The organism is Nocardioides salsibiostraticola, assembly GCF_054783655.1.
Window position 1 is genome coordinate 230086 of record NZ_BAAGQD010000027.1, and the last position, 26357, is coordinate 256442.

A 26357-nucleotide genomic window follows, 5' to 3' on the forward strand; every position below is an offset into this window, starting at 1 on the left:
GGTTTGACTCCGCCGGAGCGAAGCGGCCAGTGGTTCATTCGCAGACGAAACTCCCCTGCTGTGGATAGCTGGTCCTTCGTTCGTTGCGGGGGACCGCCAGCTCGAGAGAGCCCACGGACCCGCTCGCTTCAGCGAGTTGCCGCAGCGTCGAGACAATCGAGCGGTTCCGTCGGAACTGCACCTTCCCGAATCCGTAGCCCGAGCGGCAGACCTTGAAGTAGTTGGTGCCCGCCCGCCAGTCGATGAGCCGGTCTCCCTGGCCCCGACGTCGGGTGCCCCGGTCGCCCATGTCGGCCTGCAGAGCGTCGGGCCCGGCGCCACCGAACAGCAGATCTCTGCCGTTGGTGGTCCGGCGGCGGCGATCACTGTCGACGTCGGGGATGGCGACCTTCCACAGGCGGCGATCGAACGTGCGGCGTTTGACGTCGAGCAGATCGCTGCCGGCCCCACCGAAGAGGCGGTCGTGGCCGGTGTCGCCCCAGAGGACGTCGGCACCGTCACCGCCGAAGACGACGTCGTCGCCCGAACCGGCGTTGGTGACGTCCCTTCCCGCTCCGGCGTGGATCGAGTCGAACCCGCTGCCGCCGAGCAGCAGATCGTCGCCTCCGATGGTCGACTGGGACAGGGTGGCGACCCGCACCAGGGTGCCGAAGGGACGGATCCGCTCCCGGATGAACCGCTTGCGGTCCTTCGCGGTGCGGTTCACCGCACCCAGAGCGGCCGCCGGGGTCGGTACGTCGACCCCCTGGTCGCCGAGGAGCGCGTCGTCGCCGGAACCGCCGTCGAGGATGTCGCCCTGCACCCGTTGACCGAGGTAGGACTGGTAGGTCCGCGAGGTCCGGGTGTTGTCGAACTGGCCGTAGAGCTCGTCGTCGCCGGCCTGGCCGAGGAGTTCGTCGCTCCCGGCCCAGACGCCGGGTTGCTCGTCGGCCATCCCCACCTGTCGTACGACGTGGGGCCCCGAGCCACCGCCGGAGAGCAGGCGGTTGGGTCCGTGACGGGTGATCCGACCGTTGTCGCCGAGCAGGACATCGCTCGACCCGCCCCCGCGCAGGGTGTCGTTCCCGTCGTCCATTCCCGAGGCGGTCACGTCGGTGGCCTGGGAGACCGGGGTGAGCAACCGGTCGAAGACCGTGGAGCCGATGGTGGTGATGAGCACCCCGTCGCGGCTGGACCCGCCGCCGAGGAGGTCGTCCTCGCCGTCCTGGCCGTCGAGGGTGTCGTCACCGACGTTGCCCTCGAGGTAGTCGTCGTCCGCACCGCCCCAGATGGCGTCGTCGCCGGCTTGGCCGAAGAGCAGGTCGCGTCCGTCGTTGCCGCCGATCGCGTCTCCAGCGCCCGACTCGGGTTGGACGGGACTGGTGCCGGTGACCACGTCGAAGAGCCGCACGCGGCGCAGCGTCGTACCGTCCGCGCGGGTGGCCGGGGTTCCGGCGGCGATCGCTTCGGCCGAGGGACGGGTGATCCGTCCGCCGTCCCCGAGCACGACGTCGTCTCCGTCGCCGCCGTTGATGATGTCGCGACCGCGGTCGAGGATGCCTGAGGAGGTTCCGGCGAAGGGCCCCACGAAGCTGGTGAACACCCGCGTGCCGTCGGTTCCCAGGGGGAATCCGTCGGTGCCGGAGGAGCCGCCGAGGATGTCGTCGTCGCCGACCCCACCCCCGAGGGCGTCGCCGCCGTCGTTGCCTTCGAGGTAGTCGTCGCCTCGATCGCCGTCCAGCGTGTCGTCGCCGCCCTGACCGAAGATCCGGTCGGTGGTGCGGAGCTCTCCGACGATGACGCCCTGCGTCATGCCTTCACCGTTGATGACGTCGTCGCCAGCGGTCGACGGGTCCGCGGGGGAGTCGACCGAACCGACGTCCTCGAGTCGCAGCACGTAGGCCGGGCCCTGGTAGCCAAGGCGCGAGGTCAGTTCCTCGACCCGGATGGGTAGTGCGTTGTCGCCGGCCAACAGGTCGGCACCGTCCTGGCCGTCGGGGCCGCCGTCGCCGCGGATCCGGTCGCCGCCGTCGGGCCGTCCGGCGCCGCTGCGGTCGAGGGTCACCCGGGTGTCGGTCGTCTGATCGACCGAGGAGCCGCCGATGACGACGTCGTCGCCGGCGTCGCCGTACGCGATGTCGGCGCCGGAACCGCCCTCGACGACATCGTCGTCCTGTCCGCCGCGAACCAGGTCGTCGCCGGGGGAGCCGAAGACGAAGTCGCAGTCGTAGCCGCCGTACAACTCGTCATAGGCCAGTTCGGTGCCGGGGGACTGCGCCGGTGTGCCCGCCACGCCATCGTCGGCCAGCAGCGTCAGATGACGGGTGGCCGCCCGAGCGTCACAGAGCAGGGCGCTGGAGTCGAAGACCAGCGGGGAGCCCGCGGCCGCCGTGACCGCAGCGGGGACGATGCCCAGGGAGTTCCACGGCACCGACGGGTCGTTGACCTCGCTGACGATCGAGGCCGACACCGCGGCTCCGTTCTCCGCCACGAGGACATCCTCGCCCCGACCGCCGAGCAACACGTCCTGGCCGTCGCTCGCCCCGGAGACGTCGTTGCCGCCCACCAGGTCGTCGTCGCCCTCGTTGCCGCGCAGACGGTCATCGCCGTCGCCGCCGCGCAGGTGGTCGTCGCCGAGCCCGCCGACGAGTACGTCGTGGTGCGGGCCGCCGAGCAGGACGTCCGTGCCGCTCTGGCCGAGGACCAGGTCGTTGCCGTCGCCGCCGAGGAGCAGGTCGGTTCCCTCGTCGCCCGAGAGGAAGTCCGAGTCGGAACCGCCGCGCAACTGGTCGTCGCCCGCGCCGGCCAGCACGCAGTCGCCGTTCTCGTTGTCGGCCGTGTCGAGCATCGAGGGCAGGGTGATGACGCCGGTGTCGTCGGTGTCGTCGTTCGTGTCACCGTCGCGGTCGAGGTCGACCTTGCCGTCCAGCACCACGATCTCGCCGTTGAGGAGACCCTGGAAGTTCGAGGTCGTCCCCGGTGCCTTGATCAGACCCGCGACCACGCCGAGCCCGGACATCCGGCCGGTGTCGGGGGTGATCCCGTTGCCACCGGCGCCGCCGAGGAGGTCGCCGTCCAGGTCCACCAGACCCCGTACGACGCGGGTGGTGGCGTTGCAGGCCACGAGGCGTTCGGCGAGGTCGGGAGCAGGACCACCGAGTTCGCGGGTGTCGCGCCCCTCGCCGTAGGTCTCGTCGTTGCCGTCGCCGCCGACGATCAGGTCGGCCCCGTCGCCTCCGGCGATGATGTCGTTGCCGGCCAGGCCGTCTAGGAAGTCGTCACCGGCTCCGACGCCGGTGGAGCCCAGCGATCCGTCGAGGACCCGGACCCCGCCCCGCACCAGGGTGACGTCGTCACCGAACATGATGTCGGCTTCCGGGCCGCCGTCCGCGCGGTCGTCGCCCGTGCCGCCGCGGATGATGTCCACGCCCGCGTCGCGGGGGTCGGCTCCGTCACCGGAGAGTTCGTCGTCACCGGCCCGGCCACAGATCTCGTCGGGGCCTGCGCCGCCGTCGAGCGTGTCGGGTCCATCGCCGCCGATCACGATGTCCTTCTCGGGGCCACCGGTCACGAAGTCGGTGCTCGCGGCCCCGGACTGCTCGACGCCGGAGACACACAGGTCATCGAGTTCGCTGTCCGTGGGGACCGAAGCGGTCCGGACCGCCACCGTGGTGGTGGTGATGACGTTGGGATCGGAGTCCGTCGCGCCCTGGATGATCAGGTTGACGGAGCGGCATCCCGGAGGCGGAGATGGCGTCGTCGGGGCGGTGCAGTTCGATCCGTCGAAGAACAGCGAGTTCAAGCCAGCGCCGCGCAGGGTGGGTGCGTCCCCACCCACCACCACGTCGGAGCCGTCGCCACCGTCGACGGTGTCGGAGTCGGCGCCGCCGATGAGGATGTCGCCGCTGTCGAAGCCGAGCCGGACCTGCTCGGCCACGACCGCTTCGGTCTTGCCGCGCGGTTGGACCAGCAGAGCGCGTACGTCGCGCCCGGGCCCGCCGACGAGGCTGTCGTTGCCGTCCTCGCCGCTGAGGCGGTCGGCGCCGGGGCCGCCCTCGAGGCGGTCGCTGCCGCTGCCGCCCCCGAGGTCGTCGTTGCCGCTGCCGCCCCCGATGATGTCGTTGCCGGGGCCGCCGGTGGCCGAGTCGTTGCCCGGTCCGGTGTCGATGGAGTCCTGGTCGCCGCCGCCGTCGATGCCGTAGTCGTTGCCGTCGCCGGTGACCAGTACGTCGTCGCCGGGACCGCCGGTGAGGCTGGAGACGACGGTGTCGAAGGCGGAGCTGACCAACTCGAGTGCGCCAGCGTTGTCGACGAACTCCTCACCGGCCAGGAAGGAGATCTTGTCCTTGAGATTTCCGCCGTCGGCCTCGAAGGTGGGTCGGGTCGCGTTCGTGAAGGAGGTCTTCACGGTGGCGGAGGTCGTGATCCCGGACTCGTAGATCGTGACCTTCCACTTCTCCGGGAGGTTGGGTGCGGTGGGGTCCGCGGGGTCCGGTGCAGGGGCGACGTACTGGACCTCGACGTTCTGCACGCGGCCGAGGCCGGAGATCTCGTAGATCCTGCGGCCGCTGCCCTTGTCGAACTGGCGCACCTCGAACTCGTCGGCGACGTCGGTGGCCCCCGGGGCTCGCGAGGGGCTGTTGCTGCCGCTGGTCAGGAGCAGACCCCGTCCGTTCGGGTTCTGGATCGCCAGAGTGGGGATGACGTCGGGGCAGCCGTACTCGAACAGCGTGTACGGGCCGAGGCGGAGCAGGTCGAACTGGTAGCTCAAGGAGGTGAGCAACAGGTCGATCTTCACGAAGATCGCGATGAAGGCCTCGAGGGTGGCACTGACGTCGAAGATGCATTCGGGGCTGTTGCCGAAGGTGTCGCGGATCTCGGCGGTGCGTAGTCGCCCGTCGTTGTTCGGGTCGTTGAGGTCGAGGTTGATGGTCAACGTCAGACCGGCCTTGAGGCCCGCGGTGACGATGCCGATGCTCACCTGGGCGCCGGCCTCGACGGTCACGACCAGCTTCACCTCGGGGACGTCGACACCCTTGCTGTCCAGGTCGTCGACGTAGAAGCCCTCCCGGATCACGTCGCCGCCGTCGAAGTTGTTCTCGTAGATCGACAGGAGGGCGTCGACGTCGCCGGGCGCGACGGATTGTGCGGCCAGGGTCTGGGCGTAGGAGTCGAAGCCCATGGCCAGTCGGCCCTCGATGGTGATGGACCCGCCGACGAACGGGATGATCGGCACCGGGCCGGCCATGATCGGGCCGAAGGTCCGGGTGTAGGCCACCGCGGCGGTCAGGGTCCCCAGATCGAGCCGGAAGTACGCCGCCTCACCCTCTCCGGTGAGTGTGTCCATCAGCTGGTCGGGGCTCGAGAGGAACGGCAGCGAGAAGCCGGGCAGGCTTCCGGTGACCTTGGTGGTCGTCGTACCCACGCTCTTCTTGACGCTGCGGGTGCCCTTCCGCTTGTCGTCGGTGGTCTGGTCGGCGGCGCCGTCGGCCTTCTTCTTGGCGGCGAGAGCCTTGGCGTCCGCGCAGGTCTGGGAGGTCTTCTCCTTGGCGGTGGTCGTGTTCCCGTTCGCGTCGGTGTCGGTGGTCGTCGTACGCGTGGTTTGCGAGCAGCTGCTGCTGACCACGACCTTGCGGGGGTCGAGCGTCAGGGCCGCACCCCGCTCGGCGAGACCTTCGAGGGCCACGTCCTTCGCGGCGAGCAACGACAACGCGTGGATCATGTCGGTGATGCCTCCCACGAGGGAGATCACGCGGTACGCGAGCACCAGTGAGGGTTTCTTGGTCGCCGCGGCAGCGGTCTTGAGCATGGTCAGCAGCGACACCTCGCCGCCTCCACCGAGTTCGGACAGGTCCGAGATGACCGGGATCGGGGTGCGGAGTACGTCGACCACGTCGCGGACCGGCGCCAGGTAGGGGTCGATGACCGCGAACGGCGTGGCGATCGCGGCGACCACGTCGCCGACGTCGAGTTTGACGTCGTTGTAGGTGACCTTGGCCTTTCCGTCGCTGCCCAGGAAGCCGTGCTCGGGTGTCCAGGGGATGTCGATGTGGCCCGACAGGCCGAAGACGCCAGCGTCCTGGGCGAGGGTCTGGAAGCCGAGGCTCAGGCCCGTCTCCGGGGGAACGGCTCGATCGGTCTTGGCGAAGCTCGGCTGCGCACCGAGAGCCCCGTCGTAGAGCTGGAACAGGTCGAAGGTGCCCGGGTCGGGCGTGATCACGATCTTGGTGTTGATCTCACCGTCGCGAGCCGCTTCGGCGACCGACAGCTGTGCCGGCAGGTAGCCGACGATCGCCTTGATGGCGTCACCGGGGATGCGTGCCCGGACGTCGATCTCGAGAGGATCATCGGCGGCGTCGATCAGGACCTGGGGCCCGACACCGCGCGCGAGTCGGAGGGTGATCGGGAGCGTCCAGTTGGTGGTGGTGGCGATCTTCTTGTCGGAGCGGACCTCCAGGCCGTCGAGACCGGTCTTGAACTCGGGGGCCCCGTCGGTCTTCTCGACGCCGACCAGGTCGGCGCTGATGGTGACGGTCTCCCACCCGGTGGGGCCGTCGGTGGTGCAGATGGTCGCCGGGACGAGGGGCGGGTCCGGGCACGGCGTACAGGCGCCCGCGGGCAGCCCGCCGCAGGTGACCGCGACGGTGACGTCTGCGGCCGAGATGTTTTTCAGCCCGGGTGTGGCTTTCACCGCGTCGGCGACCGCGTTGTCGAGCGCGTCGGTCAGCTCCGCGGCGTCCTTTGCGTCGGTCACGGCGGCCTCGGAGAGGGTGTCTCGCAGGGCGGAGGTGAGGTCGGTCAGGGTGTCGGAGACGCCGGCGCCCGCATCGAGGTCGGTGCCGATGAGGGGTGCGGAATAGGGGACCCCTCCGTTGTTCTGGAGGTTCCGCGGTGCGGAACCGTCCATGGCGCCGTCGAGGGCGCTGGCGAGTCCGTCGAGGCCCTCGGCCAGGAACTTGACCTGCATCGCGTCGGGGGCGGGCTGGGCCGCTCCCTCGCCGCCGGAGGAGTCGGTGGCGTCCGCGGCGTACTCGATGACGTCGCTGGGGCCGACTGCGAGCTTGGCGACGGCGGCCCGACCCGGGGGGCGTGCGTTGCTGCGGCGGGTCTTGAGGACCTCGTCGGTGCTGGAGTAGTCGGTTTGGACCTGCACGCCGAGGTCGGCGGTGCTGCCCGGATCGAGGACGCTGAGCGAGGTGATACCGGCCTGGAGGGGGTGACCGGCCAACTGGGCGGCGTTGCGGGTGAGCCGGGCGGTGGAGTCGGTTCCGGTCGCGTCGCTGACCGCGGGGCGGCCGGTGGTGCGGTCGACGGTGATGGCGAGCGTGGTCGTGGACTCGACATCGACAGGGACGGTTTCTGCGCCGGCGGCCGTGGAGCCGCTCATCACCTGACCGCGGCCACCGGGGACGGTGACGTCGCTGAAACGCAGCGGTGCCCGCAGTTCGGTCGACGCAGGCGCGCTGGCGGCGAGCCGGACGTCGAGTTGCTGGGGGCTGAGGTCGAAGTCGAGGGTCGGGGCGTAACCGCCGCTGCTGCCGAGCATCACCAGCCGACCGATCGAGGAGCTGAGTTCCTGCGCGCTGGAGACCGGGGTGTCGTTGCCGGACTCGGCGTTCTCGTCGGCGGTGGCGGCCAGGTCCATGGCGGCCAGTCCCTGGCGGAGTGCCTCGCGTTCGACCGCGAGTTGTGACGGAGTGAGGTCGACCAGGGGCAGCGTCGAGGCGTACTGGTCGAACTCGAGGACGGGGGCCTCGACCATGTTGTCCTGCACCAGCCGATCGAACTCGGCCAGGGTGGTGGCCAAGCCCTCGATGATGGAGTCGCGCAGGGCGAAGGGGTCGCCGAGCACGATGACCTGGACCGCCTGGCCGTCGGTCCAGGGTGCTTCGCCGTTGGGGGCGAGGTCCTCGCAGGTCAGGGTGTCGTCGTCGAGCACGATGACGTTCTGGCACCCCACGCCATCGGAGACGAGGTGACGGGTGACCTCGACGGGATCGGGGCTGGGGGCGATGTTCAGGGTCGAGTACAGCGTCTCGCCGGCCGGCAGGGACGTGATGTCGACCTCGACGGTGTCGGCGTCGATCGTGTCCGGATCGCCGTCATCGGTTCCGGGAGTCACCCGGGCGTTGCCGGAGAGGAAGGCGGCCGGAACCGGGTCGAAGACCCGCAGTGCGGCGTACTGTCCGCCGAAGTTCACGGTGGGCAGTCCGGTGGGCTGCCACGCGACGCTGGCCGAACCCTGGGTGCCGGTGGTCCCTCCGGTGGCGAAGGTCGAGCCGAAGAGTGGTTGTTCGGTGGCGGTAAACGCGATCGAGGCCGTCACGCGGGAGACGAGATCGACCTTGTCGCCGTCGAGGGCACCCTCAGGGGTGAGCAGATCCGCGATCGGCAACGGGTCGGTCGCCTGGGTGCCGCCGGAGATCTGGCGTTGCAGATCGACCGCCGGGCCGGACCCGGTCTTCCCCAGACTCAGCCCGTCGAGGTCGGCCTCCACGCCGAGGAAGCCGATGCGCGCCGGGAGGCCGGTGAGCGTCGAGGGCGGGGCGGCCGAGACATCGTCGATGGTGAGCAGCGAAGCGCCGTTGGGCAACAGCACGGTCTGGCGGTTCTCATCGGCCGGTGGCGGGTCGGTCGGGATGCCGAACCCCACATCGAAGCGCGCGTTGGTCGCGGTCGCGGTGGCCTCGGCTTCGACCGACTTCTTCGGGGTGGACGGGGTGGGCGCGTTCAGGCCGGTCAGACCCACCAGGGCCCCGAGGGTGCCGGGGTCGCCCAGAGCGAGCTCCTGGCCACCGGAGGCTTGGGCGATGGCCACCGAGACATCGAGCCGGCCGTTGGTGAGGGAGGCGGACGCGGTGGATCCGGCGAGTTCTTCGATGCGCTGGACGACGTCCTGCACCGTGAGGGGCATCGATCGGGCGGTCAGCGGTTGGCCGGCCGCCTTGAACGACACCTCGATGTCGGGTTCGCCGTCGGATCCCTCCACCTTGACCACGCCGGAGGGGGTTTCACCGATCGCGGAGGTCGGTGCTTCGGTCACGGTGCCGCCGTCCCTGGGGTTCGACCAACGCACCTCGGTCAGGGGTTCGAGTCCGGAAGCGGTCGTGGCCTGGCAGTAGACGGTGTCGCCGGGAGCCGCCACCCCGGTGGGCGGGTTGTCGGGCGAGACCCCGCAGACGACCTGAGCGGCGGCGGCGGTCGAGAGCAGGCTGAGCAGGCGGTCGCCGGGGGCGAACAGGTCGGAGGTGCCGCCTCCCAGGTTCGGGAACGGTACGTCGGCCGCGTCCTGGAGAGCGAGAACCGCGCCGGTGTAGTGCGCCAGCGACGTCAGCCCATCGATCATCGAGAGCTCGGTGGCCTGGGTGAGTCTCGTGCCGTACGTGCGGGTCGCGTCGGCCGCGGTGGGCCATACCGCGGTCGGTGCGGTGGTGGCGTCGAGGCCGAGCGTTCCGGTTCGTTGACCTGCCGGACCCCCGGCCAAGGAGTCGGGCAGGGCCACGTCGAACTCGACATCGAGTCGGTTGACACCGGTCACGACGTTGAACAGGTCGGGGAGGGTCGAGAAGCGCAGATCCTCCAGGGTCAGCAGTCCGCGACCGTCGGGATCGCGCATGGTGATCTTCTGCTCGCGGTGGAGACGGTAGTGACCGCCGTCGACCTCGATGACGGTGAAGCCCTGTCGTGCGTCGAAGTCGGGCAGCGAGTCGGTCTGGATGTCCGCCTCGAGATCGAGTTGAGGCTGGCTGACCAGGGCGACCCGCAGTAACGGATCGGTCTGATCGGGGTCGACGGCGACGACGAACGGGTGTTGGGGTCTCGTGGTCAGCGAGACGGAGATCTGCCCCGCGCCGGGGTTGGACCCGAACCGCAGGTCGCCGTCGTCGTGCACCAGTGCGAGGTCGGTGGTGACCGAACGCTCGTAGAGGAAGGCGATGGTCCGGTCCCGCCCCTGGGGGTCCGGGACCAGGGTGATGCCTTCGAGTTCGCCCAGGGCGTCCTCGAGATCGGTGCCCTGCAACGCGTTGACGAGGTTGGCGGTCAGGCTCTCGTCGAGACCCAGCACATCGGCCAACGACGTGGTGGTGAAGGGGAGCCGGGTGGCGAGCTCCGGGGTTTGTCCGACCGCCGAGACGGCGCCAGCGAGGGCGACTACGCCGATGCGCAGCGCGGACTCGTCGGAGACCGGCGGCGGTGCTGAGTACGCCGCTGAAGCGAAGGTGGGGCTACCCGCGACGAGCAGGCCCCCGATGACCGCGCCGACCAACCCATGACGACCACGAAACCTGCTCTGCTGCACAAACTCACCACTTCGTCGTTCCGCACGAACCGCACGGACCGAACTGTCTATCGGGGTTTCGAGAGCGCCCGCAACGAAACGGCCTCGATGGGCCTCGATCGTTTTGGTGGACTGGTCATGGGTAGCGGAGCGGGATGAATTCGTGCGAAGGGGCGTCCGTAATGGCCCGGTGCGCCAAGGTCTTGCCTCGTCAGTGACTCAGTTCGGCAGCTCACCGGCCCGCAATCGGGCGGCGTCGGCGGCCTCGCGTCCGTGCGCTGCCCCGGCTGCGTCGTACCCCCCGCGGATGGTGCCTTGCGTGAGTTCGCCGAAGTGAGAGTCCACGAAGTCCTCGACCGCGCTCTCGCGCGCTGCGAGGACCGGCAAGAAGGCCGAGGACGACTCGGCGGCGTCGGCGATGACCTGTTCGTTGGCGGCCTCGAGACGTTCGGCGATCCGATGCGCGAACGCGAGCAGGAAGGCTGATCGGTAGCCCTGCTGGCGGCTGCGGGCTCCGGGTGCGGTGCGGCGCTGCGGGTCGACCAGGGCGTGTTGGGCCTGGACGAGCAGGGAGGTGAACAGCAACTCGACGCCGCGCAGGTCGTCGGCCATGCCGACCACGCTGCTCATCGCCACCTGCTTGAGCCACACCGTGCGGGACCGACTGGCCACGGCGACCACGCCGAGGAGGTAGGACTTCGCGTCGGCGTACGGCGCATCGACCGGCACCCGGATCATCCGGGGCCGCTGGTCGTCGTCCGGGTCGGGGACGAGGGCGACATCGATGGCGTGACGGGTCATCAGCTCCTGCGCCTTGCCGCTGAATGCGGCCGCCTCCGCCTCGAACTCGCTGGATTCCGCCTTGGCGAGGAGTTTGCGGATGCGGTCCAACATCGGGTGCGAGTCGACGCCGCTGGAGCCGAGATCGCCCAACGTGGCCGTCCCGGTGCTTCCCGGCCGGGGAATGAGCTCGTCGAGCGCCGGCACGAACATGACCGCTCGCAGGGTCGCCAGCACGGCCTCGGCGCCCTGGGTCACGTCCAGGCCGTGACGCTCGCGCCACTCCGCGAGCCACGGGCCCCGGGTGGAGGACTCCCGTTGCCCCAGCTCCTGGAGTTGGGCCGACCACCGGGGGTCGATGGCCTGCCCGGCCCGGCGGGCGTGGTCGGCGTGGATGGTGAGGTCGATCAGGGACGCCGAGCGGGCGGTGGTCAGGCGGCGTACCTGTCGGTGCGCCTCGCGCGGTTGCCATCCGTGCGCCCACAGATGACCCACCTGGCCGATCAGGACCTCCTGGGCTGCCTGGTCCGCCCGAGCGCCGTACCGCGTGATGGAGTGCAGGAAGTCCGGGGGACGCACCTTGCCCATCTCGTCTTCGTAGGCCAGCGCCTCCCACAACTCGGGGAGCGGTGGTGGGGGTGGCGGGGTGGTGCTGAACCCGAAGGGATCGGTCGTCTGTGACCGGGATTCGTGGCCCGAGGACGCCCCACGACCGCGTGCCTTCGCCTTGGCGTCCCGACGCGCCTTGCTGTTCTTACCCATGGCGGCACGGTAGTGCGAGCCGGCCGCCTGGCCGAACCGTCATCCACAGGCTGCCGAAGCGCCTCACTGTCGGTGGGCTGTGGGCGGCCGGCGGTCGCTACGGTGGGCCGTGTGTCCACACCTGCGCCCGGCTCCGAGGCGCGCCTCGAGGAGGTCGCGCGGGGGTTGATCGAGCCGCTGCGCCGGTTCCTGGTGCGGCGTACCGACCCCGACACCGCCGCCGATGTCCTGGCCGACACGCTGCTGGTGTGCTGGCGGCGGCGTGAGGACCTGCCGGGAACCACGTCTGAGGAAGCTTTGCCCTGGGCCTACGGCGTGGCCCGGAACGCCCTGGCCAACGCCCATCGTGGGGTACGCCGCCAACAGCGACTCGCCGCCCGGGTCGCGACGGTCGACCCGCCGGTCGAGACCGCGCCCGAGACGCCGGACTTCGAGGATCTCAGCCGAGCGCTGGCCGCGCTGCCCCCGGCGCAGTCCGAACTGCTTCGCCTCTGGGCGTGGGAGGAACTGGGCGCCGCCGAGATCGCACAGGTCCTCGACATCAGCGCGAACGCCGCCTCGATCCGTCTCCACCGCGCCAAGGCGAATCTCCGCGAGGAGATCGAGCGACCAGGAAAGATCGACCCCGGTGCCGGACATGAACCAGCAGAGGAACGGAGACCGCGATGAACGACGACGACCTGCGAGCACGACTGCGCCGGATCGACCCCGCGGCCGACCTGCCGCCCCTCGACCCGACCGGGTCGAACCGCCTGTTGGAGGAGATCATGACCGAGCAGAACGAGCAGCCCCGTAGTCGAACCGCCTCGTCGCCCTCCCGGCTCCTGCTGGTTGCCGCTGCTGCGGCCGTCGTCCTGATCGGGGTCGGCGGCGCGTTCGTCCTGGGTGGCGAGGACGACCCGGTGGTCCCGACAGCTACCGACCCCGTTGCCACCCCGGAGCAGACGCCTTCCGAGGTGCCGGGCGGGGCGGATGTGGTGGTCCTGAGCGCCCCGGGAGAGACGGTCGGCCGTTGCGCGGTTCCCAACGCAACCACCCTGGGTGGGGTGGACGTCGCCTTCGACGGCGTCGTGCGCGAGATCGACGACACCGCGGTGGTGCTGGACCCGACCCTCGTTTATGCCGGTTCGGAGGTCGAGGAGGTCAGGGTGGAGTCCCCGGCAGCCGCGCTTTCACCGCTGATCGCGGCGGTCGACTTCCAGGTGGGCGAGCGCTACCTCGTCTCCGCCGTTGACGGTCGGGTCACCGTCTGCGGATTCTCGGGCCCCTACTCGCCGGACCTGGAGCAGCTCTACGTGGACGCCTTCGGCGGCTGACCGGTGGGAGTCTCAGGCCTCGTCCTGGCCGCGGGTGCGGGCAGCCGAATGGGTCGTCCGAAGGCCCTGGTTCACGCGCCCGACGGGACCTCGTGGCTGCGGCGTACCGTCGACGTGCTGCGGGACGCCGGCTGCTCGGAGGTCACCGTGGTGCTGGGGGCGCAGGCCGAGCAGGCGCGCGACCTCGTCCCGGACGGGGTCGCCGTGGTCGTGGCCGAGGACTGGGCCGAGGGCCAGTCGGCCTCTCTGCGCGCGGGCCTCGCAGCGTTGACCGATGCGTCAGCCGTCGTGATCACTCTCGTCGACCTGCCCGACGTGAGCGCCGACGTGGTCCGCCGGGTGCTCGCGGCGGGCGCGGAGTCCCACACCCTGAGCCGTGCGGTCTACGACGGCCGACCGGGTCACCCGGTGCTTCTCGGCCGCGACCACTGGGTCGCTGTCGCCGCCGTCGCGGAAGGTGATGACGGGGCCAAGCCGTATCTGCGCACGCACGAGGTGGCCGGTGTCGAGTGCGGCGACCTCGCGACGGGACGCGACCAGGACACTCCGGAGAACCCCGATCGCTCGCCGAACTACTGACAGAACGATCGGATTCGGGCCGAAAAGGGCCGGAATCCGCTCTTTTCGCATTGTTCTGTCAGTAGTTCGGTTCCCGTCCGCGCGTCAGCGTGCCCGGCGGATCCGGATCGGTCCCTTCGCGGTCGACGGATCGACCACGTGACCGGCCTGGGTGATCTCCACGGTGCCGGCGTCGACCAAGCGGCGGGCGGCCCGGCGGGCGGGCTCCATGAGCTCACGCCAGTCCGTCTCGCGTTCGGTGCCCACCTGTCGGGCGGCTTCGGAAGGACAGATCGTCTTGTCGGCGGCCCGGGCGGCCAGCAGGTCGACGATCGCTTTCTCCAGATCGGTGTCCACCTCGCTCACGCCGCGTCGGCGGCACGCGGTCGAGCAGTAGCGCACCTGGTCCCAGTCGCGTTCCCACTTCTTGCGCCACTCGATGCGACGCCCGCACGCCGCGCAGGTCTTGGGTTCTGGAGGAGCCACCGCTTCATTGTTCCCACCCCGATCAACCCTGTGGCCGACCTTGACCAACCGACGACCAACACCACCGTGGATAACCTCGCCATCATGCTTCCCGTCACCCCGCCGCTGCCGGCGCCCTCCAGCCCCGCGGCGATCGCCGAACGACTGGCCGCGACGGGCTACCTCTGCGACGACGACCTGGCCACCATCACCTTTCTGTCCCACCGGATGCAACGACCGCTGCTGCTCGAAGGGGAGCCGGGCACCGGGAAGACCGCCCTGGCCGAGGCGCTGGCCCAGAGCCTCGACGTACCCCTGATCCGGCTGCAGTGCTACGAGGGCATCGACGCGACCCAGGCGCTCTACGACTGGGACTTTCCCCGCCAGATCCTGCATCTGCGGGCCCTGGAGGCCGCCGGGGGCGGAGCCGCCGCGGACGTCGAGTCGACCGAGAAGAGCCTGTACGACGAGCGCTTCCTGCTGGCCCGTCCCGTCCTGGCCGCACTCCAACAGAGCCCCGCGGTTCTGCTCATCGACGAGGTGGACCGCGCCGACGACGAGTTCGAGGCGTTCCTCCTGGAGGTCCTGTCGACCTACCAGGTCACCATCCCCGAGCTCGGCACCGTCACCGCCGCCGAGCCGCCGATCGTGGTTCTGACCTCCAACCGGACCCGCGAACTCCACGACGCCCTCAAGCGACGGTGCCTCTACCACTGGATCGATCACCCGGGCCTGGAGCGAGAGATCGCGATCGTCCGTTCCCGGGCGCCGGAGGTGTCGGCGCAGTTGGCCGAACAGGTCGTCGGCATCGTGCAGCGGCTGCGGGACCGTCACGACCTCGAGAAGCCTCCCGGGGTGGCCGAGACCCTGGACTGGGCCCGGGCGTTGGATCATCTCGGGGCCACCGAGGTCGACCTCGAGTCATCCGCGCGGACCTTGGGGGCGTTGGTGAAGTACCGCGAGGACACCGATCGGGTCAAACAGGCGCTCGACCAGATGTTGCGTACGTGAGGGACGCCGACGAGATCCTGCTCGGCTTCGCCGCAGCGGTGCGCGCGTCTGGAGTGCCCGTCACCCAGGACCGGGCGCAGAACTTCCTCGCCGCCGTGGCCTGCGTCGGTGCTGCTGACGCCCGCGCCACCCACGCCGCCGGCCGGGCCACCCTGTGCGGCTCACCCGACGACCTGGTGCGGTTCGACCAGGTCTTCGAGGCCTACTTCAACTCCCGCGAGGGGCTCCCGCGCGCCAAGCCCGCGGCGCCGAGTGTGCCGAGTTTCTCCGACCTGCCCGAGTCGGACGCGGACGGCGGCAGCGGGTCCGAGGCCGAGGAGGAAGTGGTGCGAGCGATGGCGAGCGAGGCGGAGGTGTTGCGCCAGCGCGACATCGCTTCGCTGTCTGCGGCCGAGAAGCACCGCCTGGCCAGCATGTTCTCCACCCTGCGTCCCCGAGCCCCCGTGCGTCGTACGGCGCGCCACCAGAGTTGGCACCGCGGTGACGTGGACGCCGCCCGGACTCTCCGGGCCAGCCTGCGCAGGATGGGCGAGCCGGCCGAGATCCGGTGGCGCCGGCGCGGCGTACGACCGCGACGGGTCGTGCTGTTGATCGACGTCTCCGGTTCCATGAGCGGGTACGCCGACGCCCTCCTGCGGTTGGCTCACCGGATGGTGGGTGCCACCGCGGGCGGCCCCGGAGGTCGGCACGCGGTCGAGGTCTTCACCGTCGGCACCCGTCTGACCCACCTGACCCGGGCCCTGTCGTCCAAGGACGCCGAGCGGGCGCTGATCGCCGCGGGGGACACCGTCCCGGACTGGTCAGGGGGCACCCGGCTGGGGGAGACCCTGGCGATCTTCCTGGACCGGTGGGGTCGCCGTGGGATGGCTCGAGGTGCGGTCGTGGTGGTGTTCAGCGACGGCTGGGAGCGCGGGGACGCCGCGCTCCTGGGCGAGCAGATGGCTCGGCTGCAACGAATGGCCCATCGGGTGGTGTGGGTCAATCCCCACCGGGGGAAGGTCGGCTACGAACCGATCCAACAGGGCGTGGTGGCAGTGTTGCCCCACGTGGACGATTTTCTGGCCGGCCACTCGCTGGCGACGTACGCCGAACTGATGGAGGTAGTGGCCCGTGCGTGAGGTGCTCACTGAGTTGATGCAGTGGTGGGAGGCCGGAGAGACGATCGGCGTCGGCACCGTGGTGGCCACCTTCCACTCGGCGCCACGACCGCCGGGAGCCTCCATGCTCGTCGGCCCGGACGCCTCCGCGGTCGGGTCGGTCTCCGGCGGCTGCGTGGAGGGAGCGGTCTACGAGATGGCCCAGTCCGTGGTCCTCTCGGGTGAACCCGTCCTGGAGCGGTACGGCGTCTCGGACGACGACGCCTTCGCCGTCGGACTGACCTGCGGCGGCATCCTGGATGTCTGGGTGGAGAAGATCTCACGGGAGACCTTCCCCGAGCTCGGCGAGATCGCCGCCGATATCGAGGCCGGTCGCCCGGTCGCCCTGGCCACCGTCATCGACCACCCCGACCCGACGATCCTGGGCCGCCGCCTCATCGTCCGCCCCGACCCCACCACCGGGATAGTCCCTGACGTTTCTGCGAACGACACGCCGGAAACCTCGCATAAACGTCAGGGACTACCCCAGTTGACGAGCACGCGGGCCGACGACGCGGTGCACGACGATGTGCTGGGGCTGTTGGCGACGGGGACCAGCGCGACGCTCTCCTACGGTCCGGACGGGGAGCGTCGGGGTGAGGGGATGCGGGTGTTCGTGTGGTCCTTCGCGCCCAAGCCGCGGCTCCTGGTCTTCGGGGCGATCGACTTCGCCGCCGCGGTCGCCCGCGTGGGCGAGTTCCTGGGGTACGACGTCACGGTCTGCGACGCTCGGCCGATCTTCGCGACGGCCAGCCGGTTCCCGCACGCCGACGAGGTCATCGTCGACTGGCCGCACCGCTACCTCTCCGCCGAGCAGGAAGCCGGTCGCATCGACCAGCGGACGGTGATCACCGTGCTGACCCACGACCCGAAGTTCGACGTACCGCTTCTGGAGGTCGCCCTGCGCCTGCCCGAGGTGGCGTACGTCGGCGCCATGGGTTCTCGTCGTACCCACGACGACCGGCTCGCCCGGTTGCGCGAACAGGGTCTGACCGATGACGAGATCGGCTGCCTCTCGAGTCCCATCGGCCTCGACCTCGGTGCTCGCACGCCGGAGGAGACCGCGATCAGCATCGCCGCCGAGATCGTGGCGAGCCGCTGGGGCGGCACCGGGGACCGGCTAGCGGAGCGGGAGGGACGGATCCATCACGACACCTGAGGACGCAGCTCACGAGGCGAATCCGACCTCCGCGCTCGTGACCGGGCTCACACCCGCGGTGCTACCGTCTGCCGCGTGAGCCAGACAGCGGCCGACCACGACCTTCACGCACGCAAGCGCGCGGCTCTGGCCGCCTGGACGACTTTCGTGGAGCGGGGGGATCAGGCGGAATCGCAGGTCCGCCCGGAGATTCTCACCAGCTGGAACCGATCGGCCACCGTCCCCACCGACGTGGTCGAGGCGCCCCTGGCCGACGAGAGCGAGACCGCTTCCATCTGGAAGGACTCGCCGCTCCAGGTGGCGGTGGAGGGGGTCGAGGCGGAGCTGCGGCGTACCGCCGAGGACGGTGACCTGGTTCTGGCCGTCACCGACGCGCAGACCCGGGTCCTGTGGACCTACGGCGGCCGCGTGATGCGACGCAAGGCCGAGTCGGTCAACTTCGTCCCCGGCGGACGCTGGGACGAGCGCTCGATGGGCACCAACGCGTTGGCCCTGGCCAACGAGACCAACGAGTCGTCGATGGTCTTCTCCGCCGAGCACTACGCTCCGGTCGTCCACAACTGGGTCTGCTGGGCCGCACCGCTCCACGACCCGAAGACCGGAGTGCAGCTCGGCGTCATCGACCTGTCGACCACCTGGGACCGCAGCCACCCGATCGGGTTGGCCACGGCACGGGTGATGGCGCGCCTGATCGAGTCAGCGGTCCCGCACTCGACCTACCGACCCTCCGCCCACGAGATCACGACCGACCCCGGGCTGGTGATGACCCTCCTGGGCACCGCCGAGGTGCTGCTCGACGGTCAGCGGCTGCTGCTCAACCGCCGGCAGACCGAGGTGCTGGCGTTGCTGGCCCTGCACCCGGAGGGCCTCTCCCTCGAACAACTCCACGCACTGGTCTACGGCGACCAGGCGGTCACCTTCTCCACCCTCAAGGCCGAGGTCTCGCACCTGCGGGCAGCGCTCGGTGGACAGCTCGGCAGCCGCCCCTACCGCCTCCTGATGCCGGTGGCCACCGACGTCGACCACGTGCTGGCTCTGCTCCGGCGCGGCTGCGTCGCCGAGGCTGTCGACGCCTACGGCGGGGACCTGATGCCCGGCACGAACTCCCCGGCCCTCAACGAACTCGCCGAGTACGTCGCGGTCGCACTACGGGAGGCACTGCTCGCTGACCCGCAGCCCTTCGCCGTCCTGCGGTACGCCGAACTCGCCCCCTACGACACCGAGGTCGTCGAGCGGTGTCTGGCCTCCATCGGGGTCGACGCCCACCCGGCCAAGCCGCTGCTCAAGGGGAAGCTCGCGGCCGCCTCGCACTGACCCTCCCGGACGGAAGGGCGAGCACCGCCCGCACCGCCAGTCCGGCGGCCAGCGCCCAGAACGCCGCGGCGACCCCCAGGATGGTGATTCCGGAGGCGGCTACCACGAACGTCACGATCGCGGCCTCCCGGTCCCGGTCTCCGTGCTCGGGGTCGTTCAGTGCGCCGGACAGTGAGGTGGCCAGCGTCCCGAGGAGGGCGAGTCCGGCCGCGGCCTGGACGATCTGGCCCGGAGCAGCCGCCACGAGGGCGGTCAGCGCCGCCGCCCCACCCGCCAGCACCAGGTACGTCGTCGCGGCACTCATCGAGGCCAACCACCGGCGGTCGCGATCCGGTCCCGCGTCCGGCCCCGCGGACAGGGCTGCGGTGATCGCGGCCAGGTTGATCGTGAACCCGCCGAAGACCGCGCCCAACCCGGTGCCGACGCCCGTGACGCCCATGGTCTCGCGCCAGGGAACGCGGTAGCCGTAGCTGGTCATCACCGCGACCCCCGGGACGTTCTGCGAGGCCATCGTGACGACGTACAGCGGGACGGCCAGGCCGATCATTGCGCTGAGGCTCCACGTCGGCGCGGTCGCGGTGAGGGTCGGGAGGAGATCGGCGGGCGCGACCGAGGAACCGGCCGTCACCAGGATCACCACGAGGGCGACCACCAGCGCACCGGGAACGGCCCACCGGCGTGCCACCACCAGCAACGCCAGCCACGTCGCGATGACCGGCCCCACGAGTCCAGGGGTGTCGGCCACGGCGGTGACGGGCACCAGGCACAACGGCAGGAGTACGCCGGCCAGCATGGCTCGGGCCAGCGCCGGCGGGATGGCCGAGACCAGGTCGCCCAATCGAGGCCAGAGACCGGTGAGGGTGATCAGACCGGCCACGACGAGGAAGGCGCCGACGGCGGCCGACCAGCCGCCCGCCAACGCACCCGAGGTGGCCAGCAGTGCGGCTCCCGGGGTCGACCAGGCCAGGGAGATCGGGGTGCGGTGACGCCAGGCGAGCCAGTACATACCGAGGGCCTGCGCCACACACAGGGTCAGTAGCCCCGAGGCCGCCTGTTGGGCCGTTGCGCCCACCGCCGCCAGACCGGTGAGGACGACCGCGAAGGAGGAGGTGAAACCGACCACGGCGGTGACCACTCCGGCCGCGATCGGGGTGGTGTCACTGCGCTCCATCACGGGAGCAGGCTAGGTCCCTGGGCTGCCGGATGACGATCCAACCCACAACCAACCACCGCGGCCTACGGTCACCCAAGACGGCATGACCCAGGTCACAGTAAGGGAGCGCAGAGAGCATGGCGAAGATCAGTCTCAACGTAGACGGGGCCTCGGTCTCCGACGAGGTCGAACCCCGGATGCTGCTGGTGCAGTACCTCCGGGAGAAGCTCGGCAAGACCGGCACCGTGATCGGTTGCGACACCAGCAACTGCGGGGCCTGCACCGTGCATCTGAACGGTCAGAGCGTGAAGTCCTGCAACGTGCTGGCCGTCCAGGCCGACGGCGCCGACGTGACCACCATCGAGGGCCTCGCCAAGGACGGCGAGTTGCACCAGGTCCAGGAATCCTTCCGCGAGTGCCACGGCCTCCAGTGCGGCTTCTGCACCCCCGGCATGATCATGCAGAGCGTCGACCTGCTGGCCGAGAACCCGGACCCCTCCGAGCAGGAGATCCGCCTCGGGCTCGAGGGCAACCTGTGCCGCTGCACCGGCTACCACAACATCGTCAAGGCCGTGCAGCACGCGGCCAGCCAGAACGCCGGATCGGGGGCCTCCTCATGACCGTCACCGAGGACCAGATGATCCAGGGATCGGTCGAGCCCGAACGCGAGATCGGCAAGGACCGCCGCCGTAAGGAGGACCAGCGTCTGATCACCGGTCGCACCCGGTGGACCGACAACCTGACCCTTCCCGGGATGTTGCACCTCGCCATGGTGCGCAGCCCGTTCGCGCACGCCAAGATCACTGCGATCAACACCGACGAGGCCAAGGCGGCCACCAACGTCATCACGGTGATCACCGGCGCCGAGGTCGCCGACGAACAGGGCGGTCTTCCGAACGCGTGGCCGATCACCCCCGATCAGGTCACCCCGGTGCACCCCCCGATCGCGGTCGACCGAGCCACCTTCGCCGGTGAGATCGTCGCCGTCGTCGTGGCCCGCAGCGCCGCGGAGGCCCGCGACGCCGCCGAACTGGTCGACGTCGACTACGAGGAACTGCCCGCCGCGATCGAGCTCAAGGCCGCAGCGGAGGCCACCCCCGAGAACGGTGGCGCCCTCGCGCACCCCGAGCTCGGCACCAACAAGTCGGCCCTGTGGATCTTCGACTCCGAACAGGCCGGCACCGGCGGCAACGTCGACGAGGCGATCGCCAAGGCCCGCGAGGACGGGATCGTCATCGAGCGGGAGTACCGCCAACAGCGCCTGATCCCCGCCTTCATGGAGCCCCGCTCCACCGTGGTCGACCCGACCGGTGAGCAGATCACCATGTGGTCGGCCACCCAGATCCCGCACATCCTGAAGTTCCTGCTCGCCGCGGTGACCGGGGTGTCGGAGTCCAAGATCCGCGTCATCGCCCCCGACGTGGGCGGCGGGTTCGGCGGCAAGCTGCAGACCACGCCGGAGGAGTTCATCACCTTCCTGGTGGCCCGCAAGCTCGGCAAGCCGATCAAGTACACCGAGACCCGCTCGGAGTCCCTCGTCGCCGGCCACCACGGCCGCGACCAGTGGCAGAAGCTGACCCTGTCGGCGGAGAAGGACGGCAGCGTCACCGGGTTCAAGGTCGAACTGCTTGCCGACCTCGGCTCGCACGTCTCGCTGATCGGCGGCGGCGTACCGGTCCTGGGCGCGTTCATGTTCAACGCGATCTACAAGTTCCCGGCCTACCAGTTCAACTGCCAGACCGTGCTGACCAACAAGACCTGGACCGACGCCTACCGCGGCGCCGGCCGACCGGAGGCGACCTTCGGCATCGAGCGGATCATGGACGAGCTCGCCGCCGAGGTGGGCGTGGACCCCTTGGTGATCCGGGAGAAGAACTGGATCACCGCCGAGGAGTTCCCGTTCACCAGCGTCGCCGGACTGGAGTACGACTCCGGCAACTACGAGGCCGCCACCGCGCGCGCCAAGGAGATGTTCGGGTACGACGAGTTGCGGGCCGAGCAGAAGCAGCGCCGCGACGCCGGGGACCCGATCCAACTCGGCATCGGTGTCTCCACCTTCACCGAGATGTGCGGACTGGCGCCCTCACGGGTCCTGGGCTCCCTGGACTACGGCGCCGGAGGCTGGGAGCACGCCAGCGTTCGGATGCTGCCCACGGGCAAGGTCGAGGTCCTCACCGGGGCCACCGCCCACGGACAGGGACACAGCACCGCCTTCAGTCAGATCGTGGCCGACCGCCTCGGCGTGGCTTTCGAGGATGTCGAGGTCCTCGCCGGTGACACCGCAATCTCCCACAAGGGGATGGACACCTACGGCTCACGGTCGTTGGTCGTCGGAGGTGAGGCACTGGTCAAGGCGGCCGACAAGGTCATCGAGAAGGCCAAGGTCATCGCCGCCCACCTGCTGGAGGCCTCTGAGGACGACGTGGAGTTCAGCGCCGGGAAGTTCACGGTCAAGGGCACCGACCAGGGTCTGGCCATGGCCGAGATCGCGCTGGCGACCTTCGCGGCCCACAACCTGCCCGACGGGGTGGAGCCGTCCTTGGACTCCGACGCCACGTTCGACCCGGTGAACTTCAACTACCCCCACGGCACGCACCTGTGTGCGGTGGAGGTCGACACCGAGACCGGGCAGATCAAGATGCGCAAGTACGCCGCCTGCGACGACATCGGCAACATCATCAACCCGCTGATCGTCGCCGGTCAGTTGCACGGCGGACTCGTGCAGGGGATCGCCCAGGCCCTCTGGGAGGAGGCGGTGTACGACGACGCCGGGACCCTGGTCTCCGGGTCGTTCGTGGACTACCTGCTGCCGACGTCGGCCGACACGATCTCCTTCGACCTCGACCACACCACCACCCCGGCGACGACCAACACGCTGGGCACCAAGGGTGTGGGTGAAGCCGGCACGATCGCCTCGACCCCCGCGGTCGTCAACTCGGTCGTGGACGCGATCCGGCACCTCGGGATCAACGACATCCAGATGCCCTGCACGCCCGAACGGGTGTGGAAGGCGATTCAGGGAGCTGGCGGTGGTGGGACCGAACCCACCGAAGGTGCCGCTATGCCCCACTTCGACACCGACGGAGCAGGCGCATGATCCCCGTAAAGTTCGACTACCTGGCCCCGACCTCGGTCGAGGAGGCGCTCTCGGCCCTGGCCGAGCACGGTGACGAGGCCAAGATCCTGGCCGGTGGGCAGAGCCTGCTCCCGGTCCTGCGGTTGCGGCTCAACGCCCCCGAGATGGTCATCGACCTCGGCAAGATCGACTCCCTGCGCGGCGTACGCGACGACGGCGACGCCATCGTCATCGGCGCGATGACCCCGCACTCAGTGGTCGGCTCGGACCCGCTGGTCGCCGAGCACGCGGCCCTGATCCACGCAGCGGTGGAGCACCTGGCCGACGTACAGATCCGGCACCGGGGGACCTTCGGTGGGGCCCTGGCCCACGCCGACCCCGCCGGGGACCTCGGCGCCCCAGCGTTGGCGCTGGGCGCGGAGTTCGTGATCGCCGGGTCGGGCGGCACCCGCACCGTGGCGGCCGATGACTTCTTCGTCGACCTCTTCGAGACCGCGATCGGTGAGGACGAGATCCTCACCGAGATCCGGATCCCCAAGCACACCGGCTGGGGAGTGCGGTACGAGAAGTTCGTCCGCGTCGCCCACCAGTGGCCGATCGTGGCGGTCGCCGCCGCGATCCGCATGGAGGGCGACACCATCGCCGAGGCGAAGATCGGGCTGACCAACATGGGCTCGACCCCGTTGCGTGCACGCGCCGTCGAGCAGGCCCTGGTCGGGCAACCCGCCACGGCCGACGCGGTCGGGGCAGCAGCGGCCCACGCCACCGAGGGCACCAACGCGCCCGCGGACCTCAACGGCGACACGGGCTACCGCAACCACCTGGCCACCGTGCTGACCCGTCGGGCGGTCCTCGCGGCCGCAGGAGCGTGAGGCCTGTATGGATCTGACGCACACATTCACCGTCCCGACGTCGGTGCAGGAGACCTGGGACCACTTCGGCGACATCAAGGCGGTCGGGGAGTGCTTCCCCGGTGCCACGGTGACCTCGGCGGACGCAGACTCCTTCGCCGGCTCGGTGAAGGTGAAACTCGGCCCGATCGCCCTGGTCTACAACGGCTCGGGCACCTTCATCGACAAGGACGAGGCGGCCCACACCTTCAGGGTGGACGCCAAGGGGAAGGACAAGCGCGGCAACGGTACGGCGGGCGCCAAGGTCGACCTGTCGATGACGGCGGGCGCCGACGGTGGCACCGACGTACGGGTCGTCACCGACCTCGCCATCACCGGCAAACCGGCTCAGTTCGGACGCGGCGTGATGCAGGACGTGTCCGACAAGCTCCTCGGGCAGTTCGTGGCGTGCCTCGAGGAACGGCTCAGTGGCGGTGGGGACACCGCTGAAGTGGATCGGCCGGGACAGGGAGCACTCGTGACCGAGGTGCAGACCTCGACCGAACCCCAGATCGAGGCGATGCAAGCCGCCCCCCGCCCGGTTTCCCAGCCGGGTTCAAGGCCGACCAAGAACCCACCTCCCACCGACGACTCACTGAACCTGGGTGCCGCAGTGATTCCGGTGTTGCTGAAGTCCTACGGCAAGCAGGTGGCCGCCGTCCTCGCGGTGTTGGCGATCCTCGGGTGGCTCAAGCGCCGAAGCTGATCGATCGATCCAGCAAGATGTGACGCGAAAAGCGCCTCCCGGGCCCGCCGGGAGGCGCTTTTTGCGCGTCAACCCAGCAGCACCGTGCGCTGGTGCCGGGCGAACTCCTCACGCAACGCCTGCTGACGCTCGGCATCGACCGGGGCATACCGACCCTCGCGTCGCTCCCACACCGAATCCTCGCCCTCGACCCAGAGTCGGCGCCGTAGGGCGGGCTTGTCGACCTTGCGGGTGGCGGTGACCGGGAGGGCGTGGGTGACGCGGACGAAGCGGGGCGCCCACTTGGTGCCGAGGTCGGGTTGCTCGGCGAGGAAGGTGGCGAACCGTTCGGGGTCGAACGCGTGGTCGGAGGCCTCGAGGGCCGCCATCACCTGATCGCCGGTCTGGGCGTCCGGCACGGGGTAGACCGCGACGACATTCACTCCGGGGAACCGGGCGAGGATCCGCTCGACCGGGGCCGTGGCGAAGTTCTCGGAGTCGACGCGGATCCAGTCCGCGGTGCGCCCGGCGAACCAGAAGAAGCCCGCCTCGTCGCGGTAGCCGAGGTCCCCGGTGAAGAAGTCCTCACCTCGGATCTTGTCCGCGGACGCCTCCGGGTTCTTGTAGTACCCCTCGAAGCGGGCGGCGGCTCCGCGGGAGACGATCTCCCCGATGGCCTCCGCAGGATTGGTCAGGACCCCGTCGGCGTCCAGACGCGCAACAGGCGCTACCGAGCCGTCCTCGGCGACGATGTCCACGGTGAAACCGCCCTGGGGCACTCCCAGGGCGCCCTCCGGCGTCTCAGGGCTGCGAATGATGTAGCACGTGCCCTCCGAGGACCCGTAGGACTCGAAGACCTCGCAGCGGTAGCGCCGCAGGAACTCGGCTCGATCGTGGGCCGAGGCCTCGGTCCCGAAACCGAACCGCAGTCGGTTGTCGGCTTCGCCCTCGACCTCCGGTTGGGCCAGCACGTAGGCCAGGGACCGGCCGACGTAGTTGAAGAACGTGGCCCCGAACCGTCGGATGTCCGGTCCGAAGCCGGACGCGGAGAAGCGACGGCGCATCGCGAAGGTGGCGCCGCTGACCAGACACGGTCCCCAGGCCCCCATCAGCGCGTTGCCGTGGAAGAGGGGCATCGCGTTGTAGGCGACGTCGTCGGTGGAGAACGCGATCGGGTTCAGCTGACAGATCATCGCCCATCGGCCGGTGCTGCAGACGACGGCCTTGGGTGCGCCGGTGGAGCCCGAGGTGAACAGCAGCAGCAACTGGTTGGAGGGGTCCAGGGCCTGCTGAGTCGGGGTGGGCTGCGCATCGGCGTGGCGAGCCAGGAGATCGGCGTACGCCGCGCTGTCGCACTCCCAGACCGAGGTGGCGCCGTGGTCGAGGCCGGTCAGGAGGTCTGCGTGCTCGGAGTCGGTGATGATGACCGCGCAGTCGGTCCCACGGATATCGGCGGCCAGTTCCTCGCCTCGGCGCGTGGGGTTGATCCCGACCACGGTCGCCCCGCACAGGGCCGCTCCGGCGATCAGGAAGAGGTACTCCGGGACGTTGTCCAGCAGTACGCCGACGTGCCAGGGCCGACCGTCGGTATGGAGTTCGCGCAGCGCCTCGCAACGGGTCGCGGCCTCGCCGATCACTTCCCGCCAGGTCCACACGCTGTCCTCGAACAACAGGCCGGTCGAGTCGTCCGCGGCGCGGGTGAGGAGCAGTTCGGCAATGGTCGGGTGCGTCACGAGAGCAGTCACGAAACCACGGTCACACGCCCAGGACACGCACGTGGGGACCCGTCCCGTT

At 70.0% G+C, this 26357-nt stretch carries 16 protein-coding genes; 11 read left to right on the plus strand and 5 right to left on the minus strand.

Annotated elements, in window-relative coordinates:
• Window positions 1–34: 34 nt before the first annotated feature.
• Window positions 35–10279, minus strand: coding sequence for a hypothetical protein (locus tag ACYVLV_RS18890; protein WP_460812785.1), 10245 nt, complete (start codon window positions 10277–10279; stop codon window positions 35–37).
• Window positions 10280–10477: 198 nt separating this feature from the next.
• Complete coding sequence (locus tag ACYVLV_RS18895) at window positions 10478–11800, minus strand: DUF2786 domain-containing protein (protein WP_460812787.1); 1323 nt, start codon at window positions 11798–11800, stop codon at window positions 10478–10480.
• A 111-nt stretch (window positions 11801–11911) separates the two neighbouring features.
• On the opposite strand from ACYVLV_RS18895, the gene ACYVLV_RS18900 reads away from it, so the two are divergent.
• The 3 genes from ACYVLV_RS18900 to ACYVLV_RS18910 are packed head-to-tail and all read left to right on the plus strand — an operon-like array spanning window position 11912 to window position 13695.
• Window positions 11912–12469, plus strand: a complete 558-nt coding sequence (locus ACYVLV_RS18900) for an RNA polymerase sigma factor (protein WP_460812790.1) — start codon at window positions 11912–11914, stop codon at window positions 12467–12469.
• Window positions 12466–13116, plus strand: a complete 651-nt coding sequence (locus ACYVLV_RS18905) for a hypothetical protein (RefSeq protein ID WP_460812792.1) — start codon at window positions 12466–12468, stop codon at window positions 13114–13116. The genes ACYVLV_RS18900 and ACYVLV_RS18905 overlap by 4 nt, the downstream gene beginning before the upstream one ends.
• A 3-nt stretch (window positions 13117–13119) precedes the next feature.
• Complete coding sequence (locus ACYVLV_RS18910; protein ID WP_460812794.1) at window positions 13120–13695, plus strand: nucleotidyltransferase family protein; 576 nt, start codon at window positions 13120–13122, stop codon at window positions 13693–13695.
• A gap of 84 nt (window positions 13696–13779) precedes the next feature.
• On the opposite strand, the gene ACYVLV_RS18915 is transcribed toward ACYVLV_RS18910, so the two are convergent.
• The gene (locus ACYVLV_RS18915) at window positions 13780–14160 is read right to left on the minus strand and encodes a DUF3253 domain-containing protein (protein WP_460812798.1); all 381 of its coding nucleotides are present in this window, start codon (window positions 14158–14160) and stop codon (window positions 13780–13782) included.
• A gap of 84 nt (window positions 14161–14244) precedes the next feature.
• Between ACYVLV_RS18915 and ACYVLV_RS18920 the strand changes: the two genes are divergently transcribed.
• From ACYVLV_RS18920 to ACYVLV_RS18935, 4 genes are all read left to right on the plus strand, one after another.
• Window positions 14245–15150 (plus strand): AAA family ATPase, encoded by a 906-nt coding sequence (locus ACYVLV_RS18920; protein ID WP_460812801.1) that lies wholly within the window; start codon window positions 14245–14247, stop codon window positions 15148–15150.
• Window positions 15147–16268, plus strand: a complete 1122-nt coding sequence (locus ACYVLV_RS18925; protein ID WP_460812804.1) for a vWA domain-containing protein — start codon at window positions 15147–15149, stop codon at window positions 16266–16268. Before ACYVLV_RS18920 ends, ACYVLV_RS18925 begins: the two co-directional genes overlap by 4 nt.
• Window positions 16261–17445, plus strand: a complete 1185-nt coding sequence (locus ACYVLV_RS18930; protein WP_460812806.1) for an XdhC family protein — start codon at window positions 16261–16263, stop codon at window positions 17443–17445. Before ACYVLV_RS18925 ends, ACYVLV_RS18930 begins: the two co-directional genes overlap by 8 nt.
• 75 nt (window positions 17446–17520) lie before the next feature.
• Window positions 17521–18759: a winged helix-turn-helix domain-containing protein gene (locus ACYVLV_RS18935; protein WP_460812809.1), complete on the plus strand. Its 1239-nt coding sequence runs from the start codon at window positions 17521–17523 to the stop codon at window positions 18757–18759.
• Here the strand turns inward: ACYVLV_RS18935 and ACYVLV_RS18940 are convergent.
• Window positions 18728–19930: a benzoate/H(+) symporter BenE family transporter gene (locus ACYVLV_RS18940; protein WP_460813091.1), complete on the minus strand. Its 1203-nt coding sequence runs from the start codon at window positions 19928–19930 to the stop codon at window positions 18728–18730. The two genes, ACYVLV_RS18935 and ACYVLV_RS18940, sit on opposite strands and share 32 nt — an antisense overlap.
• Before the next feature lie 119 nt (window positions 19931–20049).
• On the opposite strand from ACYVLV_RS18940, the gene ACYVLV_RS18945 reads away from it, so the two are divergent.
• Genes ACYVLV_RS18945 through ACYVLV_RS18960 form a run of 4 tightly spaced genes read left to right on the plus strand, consistent with a single transcriptional unit; the run spans window position 20050 to window position 24584 of the window.
• Complete coding sequence (locus ACYVLV_RS18945) at window positions 20050–20532, plus strand: (2Fe-2S)-binding protein (protein ID WP_460812811.1); 483 nt, start codon at window positions 20050–20052, stop codon at window positions 20530–20532.
• Complete coding sequence (locus ACYVLV_RS18950; protein ID WP_460812814.1) at window positions 20529–23009, plus strand: xanthine dehydrogenase family protein molybdopterin-binding subunit; 2481 nt, start codon at window positions 20529–20531, stop codon at window positions 23007–23009. Before ACYVLV_RS18945 ends, ACYVLV_RS18950 begins: the two co-directional genes overlap by 4 nt.
• On the plus strand, window positions 23006–23860 hold the full coding sequence (locus tag ACYVLV_RS18955) for an FAD binding domain-containing protein (protein WP_460812816.1): 855 nt from the start codon (window positions 23006–23008) through the stop codon (window positions 23858–23860). The genes ACYVLV_RS18950 and ACYVLV_RS18955 overlap by 4 nt, the downstream gene beginning before the upstream one ends.
• Before the next feature lie 7 nt (window positions 23861–23867).
• Window positions 23868–24584, plus strand: coding sequence for an SRPBCC family protein (locus tag ACYVLV_RS18960; RefSeq protein ID WP_460812819.1), 717 nt, complete (start codon window positions 23868–23870; stop codon window positions 24582–24584).
• Window positions 24585–24652: 68 nt separating this feature from the next.
• On the opposite strand, the gene ACYVLV_RS18965 is transcribed toward ACYVLV_RS18960, so the two are convergent.
• Window positions 24653–26308 carry an AMP-binding protein gene (locus ACYVLV_RS18965; RefSeq protein ID WP_460812822.1) on the minus strand — a complete coding sequence of 552 codons (1656 nt, stop codon included), beginning with the start codon at window positions 26306–26308 and terminating at the stop codon, window positions 24653–24655.
• Window positions 26309–26357: the final 49 nt, after the last annotated feature.

Excerpts from the sequence above, each read along its gene's own strand:
- ACYVLV_RS18895 (WP_460812787.1), bottom strand. The coding sequence starts at position 11,800 with ATGGGTAAGAACAGCAAGGCGCGTCGGGACGCCAAGGCGAAGGCACGC.
- ACYVLV_RS18905 (WP_460812792.1), top strand. The coding sequence starts at position 12,466 with ATGAACGACGACGACCTGCGAGCACGACTGCGCCGGATCGACCCCGCG.
- ACYVLV_RS18920 (WP_460812801.1), top strand. The coding sequence starts at position 14,245 with ATGCTTCCCGTCACCCCGCCGCTGCCGGCGCCCTCCAGCCCCGCGGCG.
- ACYVLV_RS18940 (WP_460813091.1), bottom strand. The coding sequence starts at position 19,930 with ATGGAGCGCAGTGACACCACCCCGATCGCGGCCGGAGTGGTCACCGCC.
- ACYVLV_RS18945 (WP_460812811.1), top strand. The coding sequence starts at position 20,050 with ATGGCGAAGATCAGTCTCAACGTAGACGGGGCCTCGGTCTCCGACGAG.
- ACYVLV_RS18950 (WP_460812814.1), top strand. The coding sequence starts at position 20,529 with ATGACCGTCACCGAGGACCAGATGATCCAGGGATCGGTCGAGCCCGAA.
- ACYVLV_RS18955 (WP_460812816.1), top strand. The coding sequence starts at position 23,006 with ATGATCCCCGTAAAGTTCGACTACCTGGCCCCGACCTCGGTCGAGGAG.
- ACYVLV_RS18960 (WP_460812819.1), top strand. The coding sequence starts at position 23,868 with ATGGATCTGACGCACACATTCACCGTCCCGACGTCGGTGCAGGAGACC.